General features: G+C 48.8%; 17 protein-coding genes. 5 read left to right on the top strand and 12 right to left on the bottom strand.

Translation table 11 applies throughout. From position 1 onward, the window contains the following. Nucleotides 1-118: 118 nt before the first annotated feature. On the bottom strand, nt 119-502 hold the full coding sequence (locus ACNA05_RS08425; RefSeq protein ID WP_415811009.1) for an Hpt domain-containing protein: 384 nt from the start codon (nt 500-502) through the stop codon (nt 119-121). A gap of 53 nt (nt 503-555) precedes the next feature. Between ACNA05_RS08425 and ACNA05_RS08420 the strand changes: the two genes are divergently transcribed. After that, a complete protein-coding gene (locus ACNA05_RS08420; protein WP_415811008.1) occupies nt 556-1,695 on the top strand; it encodes a CPBP family intramembrane glutamic endopeptidase in 1,140 nt (379 codons plus the stop codon). On the opposite strand, the gene ACNA05_RS08415 is transcribed toward ACNA05_RS08420, so the two are convergent. Further along, entirely contained in the window at nt 1,646-1,918 is a 273-nt protein-coding gene (locus ACNA05_RS08415; RefSeq protein ID WP_415811007.1) for a hypothetical protein, read from the bottom strand. The two genes, ACNA05_RS08420 and ACNA05_RS08415, sit on opposite strands and share 50 nt — an antisense overlap. Before the next feature lie 118 nt (nt 1,919-2,036). On the opposite strand from ACNA05_RS08415, the gene ACNA05_RS08410 reads away from it, so the two are divergent. Further along, complete coding sequence (locus ACNA05_RS08410; protein WP_415811006.1) at nt 2,037-4,070, top strand: coiled-coil domain-containing protein; 2,034 nt, start codon at nt 2,037-2,039, stop codon at nt 4,068-4,070. 108 nt (nt 4,071-4,178) lie between these two features. On the opposite strand, the gene ACNA05_RS08405 is transcribed toward ACNA05_RS08410, so the two are convergent. Then, nucleotides 4,179-6,803, bottom strand: coding sequence for a TonB-dependent receptor (locus ACNA05_RS08405; RefSeq protein WP_415811005.1), 2,625 nt, complete (start codon nt 6,801-6,803; stop codon nt 4,179-4,181). A gap of 153 nt (nt 6,804-6,956) precedes the next feature. On the opposite strand from ACNA05_RS08405, the gene ACNA05_RS08400 reads away from it, so the two are divergent. The 3 genes from ACNA05_RS08400 to ACNA05_RS08390 all read left to right on the top strand — a co-directional run bounded on the left by ACNA05_RS08400 (nt 6,957) and on the right by ACNA05_RS08390 (nt 9,625). Next, nucleotides 6,957-8,021 carry an RluA family pseudouridine synthase gene (locus ACNA05_RS08400; RefSeq protein ID WP_415811004.1) on the top strand — a complete coding sequence of 355 codons (1,065 nt, stop codon included), beginning with the start codon at nt 6,957-6,959 and terminating at the stop codon, nt 8,019-8,021. A gap of 104 nt (nt 8,022-8,125) precedes the next feature. Then, nucleotides 8,126-9,091: an RNA polymerase sigma factor RpoH gene (gene rpoH, locus ACNA05_RS08395; RefSeq protein WP_415811003.1), complete on the top strand. Its 966-nt coding sequence runs from the start codon at nt 8,126-8,128 to the stop codon at nt 9,089-9,091. Between the two features lie 78 nt (nt 9,092-9,169). Further along, nucleotides 9,170-9,625 carry a hemerythrin domain-containing protein gene (locus ACNA05_RS08390; protein WP_415811002.1) on the top strand — a complete coding sequence of 152 codons (456 nt, stop codon included), beginning with the start codon at nt 9,170-9,172 and terminating at the stop codon, nt 9,623-9,625. Between the two features lie 63 nt (nt 9,626-9,688). Here the strand turns inward: ACNA05_RS08390 and ACNA05_RS08385 are convergent, their stop codons facing one another. The 9 genes from ACNA05_RS08385 to ACNA05_RS08345 form a co-directional block, all read right to left on the bottom strand. After that, on the bottom strand, nt 9,689-9,898 hold the full coding sequence (locus ACNA05_RS08385; RefSeq protein WP_415811001.1) for a helix-turn-helix transcriptional regulator: 210 nt from the start codon (nt 9,896-9,898) through the stop codon (nt 9,689-9,691). Then, nucleotides 9,891-10,340, bottom strand: coding sequence for a hypothetical protein (locus tag ACNA05_RS08380; RefSeq protein WP_415811000.1), 450 nt, complete (start codon nt 10,338-10,340; stop codon nt 9,891-9,893). The genes ACNA05_RS08385 and ACNA05_RS08380 overlap by 8 nt, the downstream gene beginning before the upstream one ends. 115 nt (nt 10,341-10,455) lie before the next feature. After that, nucleotides 10,456-11,346 carry a fatty acid desaturase family protein gene (locus ACNA05_RS08375; RefSeq protein ID WP_415810999.1) on the bottom strand — a complete coding sequence of 297 codons (891 nt, stop codon included), beginning with the start codon at nt 11,344-11,346 and terminating at the stop codon, nt 10,456-10,458. A gap of 547 nt (nt 11,347-11,893) precedes the next feature. After that, nucleotides 11,894-12,274, bottom strand: a complete 381-nt coding sequence (locus tag ACNA05_RS08370) for a HesB/IscA family protein (protein ID WP_415810998.1) — start codon at nt 12,272-12,274, stop codon at nt 11,894-11,896. Then, nucleotides 12,271-12,621, bottom strand: a complete 351-nt coding sequence (locus ACNA05_RS08365) for an SUF system Fe-S cluster assembly protein (protein ID WP_415811268.1) — start codon at nt 12,619-12,621, stop codon at nt 12,271-12,273. The genes ACNA05_RS08370 and ACNA05_RS08365 overlap by 4 nt, the downstream gene beginning before the upstream one ends. A 149-nt stretch (nt 12,622-12,770) precedes the next feature. Further along, the gene (locus tag ACNA05_RS08360) at nt 12,771-13,988 is read right to left on the bottom strand and encodes an aminotransferase class V-fold PLP-dependent enzyme (RefSeq protein WP_415810997.1); all 1,218 of its coding nucleotides are present in this window, start codon (nt 13,986-13,988) and stop codon (nt 12,771-12,773) included. A gap of 611 nt (nt 13,989-14,599) precedes the next feature. Continuing rightward, nucleotides 14,600-15,646 carry a Fe-S cluster assembly protein SufD gene (sufD, locus tag ACNA05_RS08355; protein WP_415810996.1) on the bottom strand — a complete coding sequence of 349 codons (1,047 nt, stop codon included), beginning with the start codon at nt 15,644-15,646 and terminating at the stop codon, nt 14,600-14,602. Next, on the bottom strand, nt 15,627-16,373 hold the full coding sequence (gene sufC / locus ACNA05_RS08350; protein ID WP_415810995.1) for a Fe-S cluster assembly ATPase SufC: 747 nt from the start codon (nt 16,371-16,373) through the stop codon (nt 15,627-15,629). Before sufC ends, sufD begins: the two co-directional genes overlap by 20 nt. A gap of 87 nt (nt 16,374-16,460) precedes the next feature. Beyond that, the gene (locus ACNA05_RS08345; RefSeq protein WP_415810994.1) at nt 16,461-16,859 is read right to left on the bottom strand and encodes a RidA family protein; all 399 of its coding nucleotides are present in this window, start codon (nt 16,857-16,859) and stop codon (nt 16,461-16,463) included. Nucleotides 16,860-16,861 lie beyond the last annotated feature (2 nt).

Genomic DNA, 16,861 nt, shown 5'->3' with positions numbered 1-16,861 from the left:
GTCTTTAATTAACGAGAGTTCATGTCTGAACTGTGTCACGTGTTTGACAATTTACGGGTTTTTTAACGGAAGTTTTGCGCCAAGGCGAGGCGGATTTCGCCCGAAGAAATTATTAAGCCTAACTTCGCCGCATATCGTTCAAAGTTTGACGATATTCCCAGCGTTGAATTTCTGCCAAGGTTCTTGATATTCGAAACTCGATATCTTGAACTGCGACTTGGCGCGCCCCAGCCGTCTTAGTTTCGCCTGTCAATGTTTCTGCGCGCTCGCACCTTTCGGCCAAGGCTCGCGCCCCGACCGCACGCGCGGACCCTTTTAAAGAGTGTACAACCGACGCCCATGTGTCATCATCAGCGCCTGGAGTAAGCGCTCTGCCCCACATTTCAGTCTGGTGTTTGAACAACCCAAAAACCTCACGCGTGAGGTCTATATCCCCCTGAACATAAAGGTTCAGATGGTCGAAATCGATTTCCGCTTCCATCTCTGAAGGAGTGTTTGTCATTTCGGCAGTTTAACGGCATATAAGATTCGAAACAGCTATTTTTCGAGTCCTTCATGCAATATTTTAGAAACACCCGACTTCATGGTGTCTCCAACTGGTGGAGCTGGATTTTTGTTTTCTGGCTGACGCTTTTGGGCTGGATTCTCGCCCAGCTCTTTCTAACCAGCCCGCTACTTCCGATCGCCCAAGAAATCGACCCGGAATTGGGCCAGGCTTTTCTTGAAGCTTCGGCCACTGCTTTCGATGACGTCAACATGGCGGTTATTGGGCTCGCCGCTTTGGGGTTTCTTGTCACAACGGCATTCGGTCTTATATTTTCTCTCATTGCCCTGACTACCAAGAATAATAGTTCAAAAGGGTTTGGCATTGCAGGCGGGATCGCCATAGCCGGATCGTTTTTATGTTTATTCCTTTTGTCTCCTCTGGCGTCCTCCCCAGAAAGCACAGATGTGCTGAACCGCTTACTCGCGCTAAGCCCTTTGTCTTATGCCTTGATTTTATTGACCTTTCCTGCATCTCTGGTAATGCTTTATATTGGGCAAAAGTTCATCCACAAACGAACCATCCTGTCCTTGCATACCGCATTTTCTAAATTTCGGTTCGCCCGGGCGTTTCAAGCCATTGTTGTCACTTGGGTTGTTTTGGGCGTTTTGGCATTTGGTTTGAACGCCTTTGGGATAACGCCGCTCACCTTTACCTTTGATGCGACGCGTTTCTTTGTTTACGCGGCGATCTCTCTTGCCTTTATCCCCCTTCAGTCCGCTACAGAAGAAATTGTCTTTCGAGGGTATTTGAATCAGGCCGTTGAAAATCTGACCCGTAATAAATGGGTGGCTTTTATCCTGACCAGCCTGCTCTTTATGGCCATGCACCTTGCAAACCCTGAAGCTTTGTCAGGCGCAGAAGCCGGCATTTTGCCAATTGTGATGAGCAGCTATTTCTTTTTCGGATTTGCGGCTTGTTTATTAGTCTGGATGGATGATGGTTTGGAATCAGCCATTGGCGTTCATGCCGCAAACAACACGTTTGCCGCCGTTTTTGTTAATTATGAAAATTCGGTTCTGCCGACACCGTCGATTTTTCAAATTCAGGCCAGTCCGGGTCTCGACAGCGTTTTCACGATTTTAACCTTGGCGATCATCCTTATCGCGCTTTACGCCCTTCGGCCAAAACCTGTCGTCCGAGCGGCGTAAGCCGGCACACCATCCAATCCGGCCGCATTGGATTGGCAAACCAGCCTTCGGCCCATCCCTGAGCAATCGCAGCTCTTTGAATAGACGCGCTGACACGCTGCCCTGTGCCGTCAAACAGGGCCAATCGCCCGTCTTTCTGCTCCAGGCCTGATTGCAGCCAAGCGAGTACCTCACGCCGAAGCGCGGAATTATTTCGTTTTTCGGAGAGCACAGCCCACCCCATTTTTCACTTTGGGGCGTATCGGTCTTCGCCGCTTTCCCCTGACAAGGGAAACTGATACAGTTTTTCACTCTATATTCCGTTAAGACGATATTCGGACAATTTTAATAAAGAGGTGTGCGTGTCAGACATTTCAAAAAAAATTCTGAGTATTGATCCGGACGAGCAGGATTCGGCCTCAAAAACATCTCCGTCCTCGCCTGCTACCTCAGGCGCAGAGACATACCCGGCTTTTGTTCACCGCACTTCCCCAATGCCTACACCTCAGAAAGATCAACAAAGTAGACGTTGGATTATTTGGATCGGAATTATACTAGCTATTCTATGGAGCGGGCTTAGCGCTTCATTTCTATTTTTGCAGCCTTCGAACACGGTGGGTTTGTTCACGCCGATTGGCCTTACAATTAGCGGGCTTATCATTCTCTTTCCTGCTTTGGCTTTGCTAATGTTTTGCATGGCGGTCTCTAAATTAGGTCAAGTGAGCGCCAGAGCCGATAGTCTCTCTTATGCGAGTGAGAGGCTGTTACAGGCCGACCAATCATCAGCAGAGCAAGCAAAAACTCTCGCCGAAGCCATTCGCGGGCAAATAAATAGCCTTGATAACGAAATGACTGTTTTGGCGGATCGATTTGAAGCTACTCGCGATATGGCTCAGGCTCATTCAATAACCTTAAATGAAGCGTCCTCCTCTCTCCTCTCCACAAACCAGACACTTGAGCAAAGTCTGATAGAACAACGGAGGGCGCTAGAGTCGATGATGAAGATTGCCGAAGAAAAATTTCAGCAAACGGAAAAAACCTTAGAAGAGCAAAAACACTCCCTCTCCGAAATAATGGATCACGCTACGCTTAGTCTGAACGAAGCCGGTCAGAAATTGGAAGATAAAAGTCGTGCTTTTGATAGTTTCATTTCGGAGTCCGAAGCTCGTTTGACGTCAATGACCGAAAAATTCTCTGATACGGAAGAAAGGTCTATCGTTATTTCAGACAAGCTCAAAGGTCATGTCGAAGCTTTGACACAAAAAATTTCAAATTTGCAGTCGCAAAACGTTCGCCTATCTGAAACTTTAGAATCCCGAATGCCCCTGCTGTCTTCCCTCTCGGACTCAGCAGATGCTGCGAAAGACGAACTCTTTGGCGTTATCAGCAAAAGTGTAGATGCAACCGACGCGCTGCGCGCAGAAGTTAAATCCGCTAGCGACCTACTTTCAGAAAAGTTTCAAGACCTCAATTCAGGTCTGACCGAACGTCAAAACTCCACCCGCGAAATCATAAAGCAGGCAGAAGACTCTGTCTCGGCAAGTCAGGAAAAGGCAGAAAAAACTCTTCAAGAAATCGAAGCGCGCTTAAAACGTCTCCAAGAAATTTCGGCCGGTATTGAGGCGGTTCAGACCCTCAAAGGAAAAGTAGAGAATAATAATCCTGTAGCCTCTACCAAACCCTCGGAAAAACTTTCCTCCGAACGATTGCATCTGCGACCACTTGAAGAAGACCTTCCTAACGCCCCGGACTCCTCTTCTTACCCATATGATTTGGAACTAGACCCGTTGGATTTAGAGGCTGATATGTCTATTCCACTTCCAGAGGTCGAAGCACATGACGCGCAGTCTGGGGATGCGGACGTTGTTAAGCCCGTGACGGAATCCGCTCCTTTATTCGGCCGCGCAAAGCCAAAAGAGAAATCACCTTGGCGTTGGCGCGATATGATGGGCGGGTTCGATAGTCCTGACAGCGCCGAAGATTTAAACAAAGACGGTTTGAACAAAAGAGGTTTGAACCCAGACGATATACATCACGATGTTTCCGCGCCGGATGCCGCAGCGTATCCGGAGGCGCCCCGGCCCTTCGATCTCTGGATAGGTCACCTTGGCATTGATCTTGATGATGGCCTTAATCACGGAACGGTTCTCGACGCAGCGAATGCTATCGTCATGAAGTCAGAAACTATTTCAACCGTTCTTTGGCGGCGCGTCCCTCACCTTGCCGAGGAAATTTCAGCCGCAACCCAAACCCATGAAGGGTTCGCGGAAGCGGCCCATCACTATCGGGAACGTCTTTCGGACTCTATTAATCCGGAAATCATGAACCGGGATGCGATTCGAAACCGTCTAAACACGACAGATGGAAAACTCTATCTCCTCAGTTGCTTGGTATAGACATCATTTTAGCTCCGCCGATTACCTAAAAGTAGTTTCTGGTAATAACGTTGAACACAAAAAAACCGGGCACGAGGCCCGGTTTCTCATTCCGTAGAACAGACGTCTTTAGAAGCTGTACCGAGCAGCCACGCCGTAAGTCCGTGGCTGGTTCGGATAAGTATTAACCGTGCCAGCTTGAACTACACCTGGGAAAGCACTTGTGTATGTTTCATGGTTGAACAGATTACGTCCCCAGAAACGAAGTTCTACACCATTATCGAAGTCAAAGCCGAGTGAGCCGTTAAACAATTGCGTATCCCGTGTCAGGCCTGCAATGTTGTCAACGATCTGCACTTCATCTTCATACTGATAGTTACCGCGAATATAGGCTGACATGCCGTTTTCAAATTGGTGCGTGTAAGTCGCTGACGCCGTTAGAGCGATCTCATTAATACCAGCAGGTTTTTCACCAGACAGGTCGACTGTCGTTCCATTCGGCCCTGGCGCACCTACAAATGAGTCATAAACCGGATCTTGAATAACCGCGCCAAGAGTCAATGTTAATGGATCAAAAGGCGTGAAGGTTGAGTCAAACTCGATGCCCTGAGTGGACTGCGCTCCGGCATTAGCCAGAACAAAACCTGTGCCTTGGAAGATTGTTGACTGGAAATTGTCAACTGTTTGATCGAAGAGAGCGATGTTTATGGCGCCTCTTTCAAATCGGGCTTTCAAACCGATTTCAAAGACTTCCACAGTCTCTGGGTTAGAGAAGCGTGTCCCGAAATTACGTCCTGTTGAAGGCACGTAATTATTCGGCAATAACCCAGCCGCCTGTAGCGCTGCGGCATCTTCAATGAATGGACGAGAGTCACGGGTCAGGTTCCAAGACGATGCTTTAAATCCAGTAGCGTAACTACCATAAACATTGAGGTTATCACTGACTTCATATGCTGCCTTCAACGTATAGGTAAAGTCGTCATCCTGCGTACGGCCTTCTTCAACAGAGTTCGGAAAGTCCACGAACTGAGGCTGGAACTGTAATGCAAACAATGGAGCAAGCGGGTTCGTAGCTGGATTAGAAACGGCAGCTTGTGAGAAAGCTTGAACACCAGCATTATACTGACCAAACGCTGCTTGCGCTGCCATACCAGCGCCGCCGCTTGCGATTAAGTTTATATTCTCTGGGGTTGGCGGGAGACCGAAAGCGGCCATAAAGCTTGGAATTCCCCCTGGAAGAACCCCTGGTATAGGCGCTTGACCATTTAAGAAGACAGTTGTTGAGACAACTTGAACGCCGTCAGCACCTTGGAAATCCAGATTACTAAAGACGTCGCCATTAACCGCGCTGGCTGAGACATTTTTTTCATCGTTAGTATAGTTACCGCCTACCGTCAGAGTAAGCCGGTCTGTAACATTAAAGTCAAGCGTACCAAAGGCTGAATAGGCTTTGTCTTCCTGACGGGAGTTCTCAATAATTGCTGTCTCATCTGCAAAGAACGTGCCTGGAGCAAAACCAAGAATTTGCTCTATGCCGCCTAATTGTCCACCTGATAATATATCAAGGTAGCTCCGGAGGTCTTCACCGTAGATTAGTCCAGATTCCTGCTCAATTGTTTCGTCAAAGTAATAGCCGCCGATCATCCACTCCAGACGGTTGCCGCCATTGGATGACAAACGAATTTCTTGGGTAAATGTATCAAGAATGTTTTCTTGGTTCGTATCGGCCAAAAGGTCGAGAGAGTTGAAATCTGAGTCACTTACAAAAGACGAATCCGTCTTCCTAATTGCCGTAATGGATGTCAGCGTCATATTGCCAAAATCATAATCGATTTGACCCGAGAAACCGCTATCCGTGATCTGGTTCAATGTCTCGCTATTCGTAAATGTTTGATAGGAGAATTGGTTATTGGCGGACGGTTGCTGCCCACCTAATGAAGCAATAACTTGTCCGGCAGTCGGTTGACCCGCGCCGAGAGGGCCTTCAATCGCGACGCCTGTGCCGCAGCAATTTTCTGACAAATCACTTAAATCACCAATCAAACGAACAGAAAGCGCGTCGGTCGGCTCCCATAAAATCTGCCCGCGAAGGTTGAAGCGGTCAACATTATTGAGCTCATCGCCGCCGCCGCCAGTGTTGTCAAAGTATCCGTCACGTTTTTGATAACCGCCGCCTAAGCTTACAGCAACGTTCTCAGCAACGGCCCCAGTAATATATCCCTTAGCATAATTCTGGTTGTAATTGCCGTATCCGCCTTCAACATAGCCCTGAGTTTCAAACTGAGGCTTTTCAGTCACAATGCTGACAACACCGGCAGACGCGTTTTTACCAAATAAGGTAGACTGAGGGCCGGAAAGGACTTCAACACGCTCAAGCGCTGGAAGGTCACTAATCTGCGCTGCGGCGCGAGAGCGATATACTCCGTCGATGAAAAGTCCAACTGCCGGCTCGATGCCGTAATTGTTGCCGCCGTTACCGAAACCGCGGATAGTCAGCGTTGTATTGGCCGTATTCTGAAGTTGTGAAACACGAAATGTCGGAACAACGGATTGAAGGTCTTTAACATCAAGAATTTGTGCTTTCTCAATTGTATCAGATGAGGTCACAGTTACTGCAACAGGGGTTTCTTGAAGAGTTTGTGTTCGCTTCGTTGCCGTTACGATAATTTCATCGTCGACTTGCGCGTAAGCTGGCGCGGCAATTGTAGTGGCAAGAAGCGTTGCACCACTGATAAGAAGTGATTTCTTAAACATGTTTCCCGGATCCTTATTGTTGGAACATTATATCGATTCAGATGACCGATAATTAATTTAATTGCTATCGAAAGCTCTGAATCAACGCAAGTCCAATGTTGATTGATTTCAATGGAGTGTTGCGAATTAGCCACAAGCGTATAAACCCTTTTTATGACTGATCGGCCCACTCCTATTTCTTCTGATAAACCCCGCTGGCAATCGCTAGAGGCCACATCGGATGTGGCCGGAGAGCGATTGGATAAATGGCTTAGCAACTGGACAGGCCTTTCCCGTTCTCGCGTCAAAGACCTTCTCCAAGCGGGTCATGTTAGAATAGATGGGGACATACTGACCAGCGGGACACACAAAGTTAAAGCGGAGCACGAATACGCCCTCCTCGTTCCGGCATTGGTGGACGACACGCCGACCCCTGAAGACATCGCTCTTGATATCGTTTTTGAGGATGACCAACTCATAGTTGTCAACAAACCCGCGGGAATGACGGTGCATCCGGCCCCCGGCTCCCGTTCCGCGACCCTAGTGAACGCACTACTTTATCATTGTAAAGATACGCTTTCCGGTATTGGCGGAGTGATGCGTCCCGGGATTGTTCACAGATTGGACAAGGACACATCCGGGCTTTTAGTCGTGGCAAAAACGGATCGGGCGCATCGCTATCTCTCAAAGCAATTTGCTAAACATACGATTGAACGGGTCTATACCTGTTTTGTGAGGGGCGCGCCGAAACCGCGCTCCGGAACGGTTGAGAGTCGCTTGGCAAGGTCTGCTACCGATCGAAAAAAACAAGCCGTTGTTAGGGGGACTCTAGGCGCCATCGATATGTCGGAGCATGGCCGTCATGCAATAACGCACTACAAATATGTAAAAGGATTTGGCCAAAAAGCCCATGCCGCTATTGGCACCCCTAAGGTCAGTCAGCTAGACTGTCAGTTGGAAACGGGACGCACTCATCAAATCCGGGTTCACATGGCCGCCATTAATGCCCCGCTTCTAGGTGACCCATTATATGGAAACCAGCGCGGTTTCCTGACGGCCAACAAACCAGACGAAGCCGCGCTGAGAGAAGCGATCTTCGTATTCAAAAGACAGGCTCTGCACGCCAAACATCTCGGATTTCTTCACCCGCTCACAAAAGAGTTGATGACATTTGATGCTGATCTGCCCCCTGATATGCTAAGCTTATATGAAGCGCTTTCGGGTTTAGAGAGAGGGTAATCCAAGCGAATGGAAAAGCGTTCGTCAATTAATCGCCTTTGAACCTTTAAACGCCATTTGCGTATCTTATATGTAAGCCTCAATTTCTCTACTGGGAGCCCTAAATGGCGGATGCCAAAACCACATTACCAGCCGGCAAAGACACGACCGATCCAAGCAAAGGCGACGCGGCCTATACAGGCAATTTAAGCCTTTCTACGGCTTTGTCTCCAGAACAGGGCCTGAATAGCTATTTACAAGAAATCCGTAAGTTTCCAATGCTAGAGCGCGATGAGGAATTCATGCTCGCTAAGCGCTGGACGGAACGCGGCGACACAGAGGCTGCGGAGAGGATGGTAACCTCCCATCTTAGATTAGTGGCAAAAATTGCTATGGGGTACCGGGGATACGGCCTTCCTATCGGAGAAGTCATTTCCGAAGGCAATGTGGGCCTTATGCAAGCAGTCAAGAAGTTCGATCCGGACAAGGGTTTTCGTCTCTCTACTTATGCAATGTGGTGGATTCGCGCCGCTATTCAGGAATACGTCCTGCGGTCTTGGTCACTTGTTAAAATGGGCACAACCGCCGCGCAGAAAAAATTATTTTTTAATCTCAGACGCTTGAAGGGCGAAATGAAGGCAGTTGAAGACGGTGACCTCACGCCTGAACATGTCGAGAAGATAGCAACAACCCTCAATGTGAAGGTGGATGAGGTTCACTCGATGAACCGTCGTATGTCCGGAGGGGGGGATGCGTCTTTGAATGTAACTATCGGCGGCGATGATGGGACCGCCGAATGGCAGGAATGGTTGCAAGACGAGGCAGATTCCCAAGAAGAAGAATTGGGTCAATCCCAGGAACATGATGAGCGTATGGAGCTTCTCCACGAAGCCATGGCCGACTTAAATGATCGGGAGCGCGACATTATCATGAAGCGAAAACTTTCTGACGAGCCTATGACATTAGAGGATTTAGCCGGGATTTATGACGTCAGCCGAGAACGGATTCGCCAAATCGAAGGGCGTGCTTTTGAGAAGCTTCAAGAAGCCATGCTCGCTGCAACAGAAGCCAAAGGCTATATTGAAGGGTAAGTCTAATATTTCGTGATTTTGGGAACTACGCCCTTCTCTGCCCGTTCTTTTCGCAAGCAGATATTTAGAGGAGTAGACATGTCAATTTATACTAGACTTGAAAAAGATCACGACAAACAACGCGACCTGATAGAGAAAATCAAAAAGACCCAGAACGGGTCGAAGAATCGTTCTGAACTTTGGAGAGATCTAAAGGTCGAACTGGAAGCTCACGCTTCAGCTGAAGAGCAAGCTTTTTATTCAGAATTGATGCGAGACCCTGACGGCACAGACGAAACGCGCCATGCGGTCGAAGAGCATCAAGAAATGCACGAAATGATCTCGGAATTAGACATCATGGATCAATCTGAAGATCTATGGCTGAAGAAATTCGAGAAACTCGCTCACAAGGTTATCCATCACGTCGATGAAGAGGAAGCCGGGTTCTTTCCAAAGGCCAAGAAACTCTTCAAGAAATCCGAAGAGAAAGAAATGCTTGAAGATTTTAATGAACGAAAACCCAAAGAAGAGAAAAAGCAGGAATCTGCTGCGTAAGTTTAGCTAAGCATAGTTACTTTAAGCCCCGCTAATGCGGGGCTTTTTTATAGCCGGAACGCGTTACGGAAGTTGGAAGAGATCTTCGACGCTAACTTCCAATGCCCGGGCCAATTTTAAGGATAAAATTGTCGTTGGGACAAACACCCCGTTTTCTACCGTATTGATCGTCTTCCGGCTCACGCTGACTTTGTCTGCCAAGTCGCTCTGAGTCAGCCCGGCCGCTTTGCGGTATTGGGTTAAAGTATTCACGAGCTCGGGATGATTAGGCACCGTGAAGTTCCAAAAAGGCAAAAGTATAGAGCGGGGTGGCAACGCCTATGGCCATAATCAGCCGTGACATGTCGCTGCCTGTCATTGGGATGAAGCGGGTCATAAGGAACAAACCTAAAATGGCCATCATCAAGATGAGGTAACCTATTTTTAGTGATGTATTGCGGTGTGCTTTCACGAGGTCATCTTCCAAGACGGCCTGAGCGGACGAAGACAAGCGTTTGAACATCCGTTTTCCTCTGACCACTAAGACCAGTAACGCTAAAGCCCATAAAATTTGACCAGCATCGGCGATGTTATCCGCCCAGCTCCGTGTGGCCGAGTTTGCATCTGCGATCCAATCCATACTTGGCACCTGCCAAACGAGATAGGTCGAGCCGAGAAACATGAGGATCAGCGCCCTCTGCCGTGATAAATTTTCTGTATTTTCAACCTTTGCCATGAGAGCTCCTTTGTGTAACGTATAGGTTACATATAAAGAGCCCGTATTGTAACGTCAAGGTTACATTTATATTTTTGATGACCCTCCCTGTTCAGGCAATCCCTGTCAAAATCTATCAAGCAAATCGTGGAGCGATTTTTAAATCTTTGACCCACCCCAATTTTTCAAATACCAGCAATATCGTCCCATTATAATCGAAAACCCGGTTCCAGAACCCTTTGCGCGGCAAATGCAGCGCGGATTGCGGCTCATCATGGTGGTGATCGTGAAAGGCTTCCCCGCCTGTCAAAAGCGCCATGGCGTAATCCGCCCATTTCGGAGTTGAGAGGTGTCCTAATACGTTAATGCCATAAGTGGTGGCGTGGAACTGAATTGCCCGCCCAATGATGACGCAGCCATGTAAGATTCCGGTCAGAATAAGAGACCCGCCGCTCATCCAGACAATAAGGTATATAACCGCGGGAATGGCTAAATGGACAATGAGCGAAATCGAATGATAAAACCGATCCATCCAGACCACGATCGGATTTTGCCGAAGCCACAAAGCCATGGGACGACGATTGTCATTTTCATCCCGCCACAGGATCCAGCCTATCCACGCCCAGAACTTTCCCTCAAACGGGTTGTGGGGGTCGCCTGGCTTGTCCGCAAAGCTATGATGCTGGCTGTGATAATTGACCCATTCGCGCACGGTTCCCTGCATGGCGATGACGAGGTTGAGCATAGTGAGAATTTGAGCCGGCGCCCGAAGTTCCCCGGCCTTGTGCTGCATAATTCGGTGCAGCGGCCCGATGCCTGCATTACAAACAAAGATAGACAGAGCCACGACGGCGAGCCCCAATGGCAAATACCACCACACCATATCCAGGCTCTGGACTAATAAGCCCACCAGAATAAGCGTAACTAAAAGTGCCAACCCTAGAACAGGATAAATGACAGCAGAAAAAAGACTCCCGAAACTTAGCGTTTTCCAGCTTTTCGGGATCGTCAGGGATCGCGCGTTCATACAGCCTCCATGCGAATCTATAATCCTTGATAGCCGCAAATAGCTGGCTGAGGTGCCTAAATTATTGTTTAAAAAGCAGTAGAGGCATTTAGAAAATTGACGACCTAAGCAATAAGAATTTCAGCTCTCTTTTTAAATTTTCGATATGTTTGAACGAATATAAAAAGAAAAATAGACAATTAGACCCTAAAGCTATCATCATCGTTGACCAAAAATTACGGTGAAAGCCATAAAACGCCAATAGCCCACCCCCTAAAGCGATCAACAAGCCGCAAAATGCTATGATACCCGGAGGTCCATAGTTTTTAACATTCTGCCGACGGCCTGAATAATCACTGCCATGAGAGTTAAACAGCTTTGAAAACAGAAAATGAATTATAAGCAGACAGGCAAATACAATTAAGAAAAAAATTGCTTTCGGGGCTGTTGTAAAAACGCCTAAGCCCAATGCAACGATTGCTAACTCTCCGTATAAATATTTCAGAAGTTGAAAGCGTTTTATAATCTCATCTTTAGCGTTTTATAATCTCATCTTTTTTGTCGACCATTAAAACTCAGCAGGTGTAATCGTCACACTCTCTCCGCATCCACACGCATCGGTCTGGTTCGGGTTTTTGAAAGTGAATTTCGCCGACAGGATATCAACTTCATAGTCAATAACAGAGCCTAAGATGAACAGGACCGCCTTTGCATCGACGACAATAGTCACGCCATTATCTTCGACGACTTCGTCAAATTTCTCGATTTCGGGAACATAATCCATCATATATTCCATGCCGGCGCAGCCGCCATTTTTGACGCCAACGCGCAGATAGCCTTGATCGCGTTCGGCGAGAATAGATTTCACCTGTTCAGCCGCTGCATCTGTCAGTGTCACAAGTTTCGGACGCGGGCGACGGGTACGGGTTTTTGTGAGAACTTTGCTCATAACATATTCAATTCAAGTTTCGCTTCATCGGACATCCGGTCAGGCGTCCAAGGCGGGTCAAATGTCATGTGTACATCTACGTCACGAACGCCATCTACAGCGAGACAGGCATCACGCACCCATAACGGCATTTCTCCGGCCACGGGACAGCCAGGTGCTGTCAGGGTCATCGTGACGTTTAACAGCCGATCGTCTTCTAGCTCGACCTTGTAAATCAAGCCAAGCTCGTAGATATCCGTCGGAATTTCCGGGTCATAAACGGACTTGAGCTGTTCAATCACGTCATGTGTGATGGTCGCAATTTCGGCGTCAGTCGGTTTTGTCGTTGGCGCGCCAGAAACGTCCATTACGTCGCGTTTCTTCGCAGGCGCTTCAGTCGCACTGCCCTTTTCATTCTCGGACGTCATTCCGGGAATTTGAGAGTTCGCCAAGGCTTCCGCCTCGCGCTGTCTGTCAGTCATGTTTTCCATTTCGACTCCTATATAGTCCTTTTCGACTAGGATAAAAAGAGGCTCGCCTTATTCAGACCTGCAATCAGTCGGTCGGCCTCGTCTATTGAGTTGTAAATCCCAAAACTCGCCCGCACGGAGCCGTGAATTTCGAACCGTTCCATAAGCGGCTGCGTACAATGTTGCCCGGCCCGCACGGCGACCCCGTATTTATCCAGTATCTGGGCCACATCATGGGCATGAGCACCTTCAAGGTTAAACGCTAGAACAGGCCCCTTCTCCGGCGCGTCGCCTAGCAATTTGAAGGAACTCATCTCCTGCAACCCTTGCAGAGCATGGTTATAAACGGCCATTTCATGTTTGTGCACGGCGTCAAAATCAAATTGCGAAACCCAGTCAATTGCCGCACCGAGAGCGATTGCCTCTAGAATTGGCGGCGTTCCGGCTTCGAACTTATGCGGTGGTTCATTATAGATGACGCGGTCTTCAAAGACGTCTTCAATCATTTCCCCGCCGCCGTTAAAAGGCTGCATACGCTCCAACTTATCAGTCTTGCCATAAAGCGCGCCAATTCCAGTCGGGCCGTAAAGCTTATGTCCCGTCATGGCAAAGAGGTCAGCGTCAATATCAACAACATCAACCTTTTGGTGAACCGCGGCTTGCGTGCCGTCGACAATAAAGGTCGCGCCCGCCTCGTGCGCCCACTTTCCGATCTGCTTAACCGGATTTACTGTGCCAAGCACGTTGGACATATAAACGACCGAGACGATTTTCGTCTTGGGCGAGAACATCGACTTAAAAGCGTCGATATCTAGCGTGCCATTTTCAAGAACCGGCACAAATTTAAGAACTGCGCCCAGACGTTCTCGCATAAAATGCCAAGGCACAATATTGGAGTGATGCTCCATTTGCGTAACGATAATTTCGTCGCCGGGCTTAATCGTGTGCATCAGACCGTAAGCGGCCAGATTGAGCGCTTCGGTCGCGCCTTTGGTAAAGACGATATTGTCCGGCGACGGCGCGCCCAGAAATTTTGCGACTTTCTCCCTCGCCCCTTCAAAACCTTCCGTCGTTTCATTGGCCATTGTGTGGAGACCGCGGTGCACATTGGCATATGACGTTTCCATTTGGCGGCTCAGCGCGTCAATCACGGCACGCGGCTTTTGCGCCGACGCGGCATTATCGAGATAGGCCAGCGGATAACCGTTCACCTCGCGCGAAAGGATCGGAAATTGTTCGCGTATGGCGTTAACGTCAAAACTCATGAAAAATACCCAAATGCGATTTTTACAACACTGAAAAGTAAAATAAGAATTCCAGCAAACCGCAAATACCGAAAGAGAGCCTTATCGCCCTTGTATCCCGCCAAAAGGCGGCCGAATAAATAAAGGTTAGCCCCTAAGAAAGCCGCAATAATGTCTGCTGTCGAGATCATTTACACATCGCCCTTCAAAAAGTGTGCTCTAAAAAAGGTCATCCTATAAACCGCCTGACAAAATATACAGCTGCAAGCGTTAAAGTTATGACGGTTAGACCTTTGATAAAACTTTGCAGTTTCGGATTACTTCCCGCGCGCCGCCTCGAAATATGAGACGCAATAAACAACGTCACGGCACAAACGAAAAGCAATATGGCAAGGTTGGAGGACGTCATCCCTCTTTTCCGCCTTTTGAGCCCTTACTTAAATCGCCGTGAACCATCTCTGTGCCGAACATCTAAATTCCAAAAACGATTTTAAGGGCGCCGTAGAAAACGAGCGTCAAACCGAATATTCGCATAAAACTTGTAACTCTTGACCGGCCCTTACTCCGTTCGGAAATGCGGCCTGCTAGAAACAGACCAATTCCGATAAGGATTATGGCAGTTACGGCCAGTGTCACTCAGCTGTCTCCAACCACTCCCGGATCTGCTCGCTTAAGGAATCGCGCAAGTCTTCGTCTGTCAAGCTGTCAAATGCCTCGGCGACAAAAGCTTCGGTCAATAGCGCCCGCGCCTGCTTCAGTGGAATACCTCGCTGACGCATATAAAACAGCGCGCTGTCATCTAAGGCTCCGATCGTGTTCCCGTGTTCACAAGCGACATCATCAGCGTAAATTTCCAGCTCTGGCTTGGCGCGGACTTCGGCGTTGTCAGACAGCATGAGCGCGTCATGGCGCATGGCCGCGTCTGTGTGTTGTGCAGGACGTTCGACGAGGAATTTGCCTTGAAATACGCCGCGCGTTTTATCTGTGACCACGCCTTTGACGGCTTGGCGGATATGGCTATCGGGCTGCTTCAATCGAATGAAGCTGGTCATGTCCGTGTGACGTTTATCGCGGAGCAAGTAAGCGCCATTCAATACCGCTTTCACGCCCTCACCTTCACAGGTCAGATGCGTTTCCAAACGGCTCAACGCACCTCCAAATGAAAGGCAATGTTGCGTAATCGTCGTGTTCACCTCTGCCGCAATATGTGCATGGGAAATACGAATATGGCTATCCGGGTCGCGGTGAATAATTCGGCGGGAAAGCGTCGCGCCTTCGGAGAGATGTATTTGCAGATCCAGATTGGAAAATCCATTCTCGGCGCCTTCATAATTCTCTGTGATCGTCAGGCTCGCGCCTTTATCGACCATGATGGCGATACGGGCATGGCCTTGGGTCAAACGGTCAATGGCCAAGTCGCTTTTGGGATGGGTATCCGCCGGAACATAAACATTCCAGCTTTGCCCGCCAAATTGCGCAGCAAGCTCTGCCATGGCTCCGTGGCCTTTTTGGCCTTCGCCCTCAGAGAGTTTCACGCCTTCAGGGACTTCAAATTCCGGAATAGCAGTTCGAGTCAGACCATTCTGGTCGTCACTGACCTTGGCCTGAACGTCCGTCCATTTCCACGCTTCCTGTCGGCGATTGGGTAATGTTTTAAGATCAAGCGGCATAGGCGTCATATCCTTCCGCTTCGAGTTTCTTGGCAAATTCCGCATCGCCTGAGTCGGCAATTTTACCGCCTGCGAGGACGTGGACTTTGTCCGGTACAATATAGTCAAGCAGACGCTGATAATGGGTAATGACCAGCATACCGCGATCTTTGGAGCGCAACTTGTTCACCCCGTCGGCGACGATACGCATAGCGTCAACATCAAGGCCTGAATCAGTCTCGTCCATAACGATAAAGCGCGGCTCCAGCATCATCATCTGGAATATTTCCATACGCTTCTTCTCGCCGCCGGAAAAACCGACATTGAGCGGGCGTTTTAGCATTTCCGGCTTCATCTTCAGCTCCGCGGCCAAAGCCTTAGCCTTTTTCAAAAACTCCGGCGCTTTCATTTCTTCTTCGCCGCGCGCTTTGCGCTGGGCATTTAGCGCGGTCTTTAGGAATGTCATAGTCGGCACGCCGGGAATTTCCAGCGGATACTGAAATGATAGGAACAGGCCTTTTGCCGCGCGTTCTTCCGGGTCCATATCGAGCAGGTCTTCGCCTTCAAACTCGATAGAGCCGTCCGAAGCCTCATAGCCGTCACGGCCCGTCAAAACATAGGACAAGGTCGATTTGCCGGCCCCGTTCGGTCCCATAATCGCATGAACCTCCCCCGCCGGAATCTCCAGCGAGAGGTCCTTTAATATTGTTTTCTGACCGTCATCAACGGTCGCGGATAAGTTATTGATTTTTAACATTTTTATACTTCTCATCAATTCTTCAGTTTACCCCCTATCATTCCGCATTTGCTCTTCGCGCCATGCGAAATGAAAGGGTTAAATTTGTTACGCGCCTTTAAAACACGTCACTTCGATTTCAATTTTCATTCTCTCATCGACCATTCCCGCGATTACCATGGTGGCCGCCGGCAGAATGGCGCCGAAATGCTTACGCAAAACGGGGAGCACTTCTTCAACATATTTGCGGTCAGACACGGTGTATTGCACCCGGATTGTATGGCCGAGTTCAAACCCGGCCGCTTTCAGCGCCGCCATGATATTCGTGAAAGTGTTCTGCGCCTGCTGCGCCGCGCTTTCCGGCAATTCACCTGAATTATAATCATATCCGACTGTCCCGGAGACAAAGCACCAATCGCCCTGCACTACAGCGCGGGACATCGCATAGGTCTTCTCTCCCTCAGAGAGTTGGATAAATTTCCGTTTTGCGTCAGGCTTTTTAGCCATTG

Source organism: Litorimonas haliclonae, from assembly GCF_965138505.1.
GTDB lineage: Bacteria > Pseudomonadota > Alphaproteobacteria > Caulobacterales > Maricaulaceae > Litorimonas > Litorimonas haliclonae.
This window is presented reverse-complemented; position numbering and strand designations above follow the sequence as displayed.

Coding starts and splice junctions, on each gene's coding strand:
- ACNA05_RS08345 (WP_415810994.1), bottom strand. CDS start 16,859: ATGGCTAAAAAGCCTGACGCAAAACGGAAATTTATCCAACTCTCTGAG.
- ACNA05_RS08405 (WP_415811005.1), bottom strand. CDS start 6,803: ATGTTTAAGAAATCACTTCTTATCAGTGGTGCAACGCTTCTTGCCACT.
- ACNA05_RS08425 (WP_415811009.1), bottom strand. CDS start 502: ATGACAAACACTCCTTCAGAGATGGAAGCGGAAATCGATTTCGACCAT.
- ACNA05_RS08360 (WP_415810997.1), bottom strand. CDS start 13,988: ATGAGTTTTGACGTTAACGCCATACGCGAACAATTTCCGATCCTTTCG.
- ACNA05_RS08415 (WP_415811007.1), bottom strand. CDS start 1,918: ATGGGGTGGGCTGTGCTCTCCGAAAAACGAAATAATTCCGCGCTTCGG.
- ACNA05_RS08380 (WP_415811000.1), bottom strand. CDS start 10,340: ATGGCAAAGGTTGAAAATACAGAAAATTTATCACGGCAGAGGGCGCTG.
- ACNA05_RS08375 (WP_415810999.1), bottom strand. CDS start 11,346: ATGAACGCGCGATCCCTGACGATCCCGAAAAGCTGGAAAACGCTAAGT.
- ACNA05_RS08390 (WP_415811002.1), top strand. CDS start 9,170: ATGTCAATTTATACTAGACTTGAAAAAGATCACGACAAACAACGCGAC.
- sufD (WP_415810996.1), bottom strand. CDS start 15,646: ATGACGCCTATGCCGCTTGATCTTAAAACATTACCCAATCGCCGACAG.
- ACNA05_RS08370 (WP_415810998.1), bottom strand. CDS start 12,274: ATGAGCAAAGTTCTCACAAAAACCCGTACCCGTCGCCCGCGTCCGAAA.
- sufC (WP_415810995.1), bottom strand. CDS start 16,373: ATGTTAAAAATCAATAACTTATCCGCGACCGTTGATGACGGTCAGAAA.
- ACNA05_RS08400 (WP_415811004.1), top strand. CDS start 6,957: ATGACTGATCGGCCCACTCCTATTTCTTCTGATAAACCCCGCTGGCAA.
- rpoH (WP_415811003.1), top strand. CDS start 8,126: ATGGCGGATGCCAAAACCACATTACCAGCCGGCAAAGACACGACCGAT.
- ACNA05_RS08365 (WP_415811268.1), bottom strand. CDS start 12,621: ATGGACGTTTCTGGCGCGCCAACGACAAAACCGACTGACGCCGAAATT.
- ACNA05_RS08420 (WP_415811008.1), top strand. CDS start 556: ATGCAATATTTTAGAAACACCCGACTTCATGGTGTCTCCAACTGGTGG.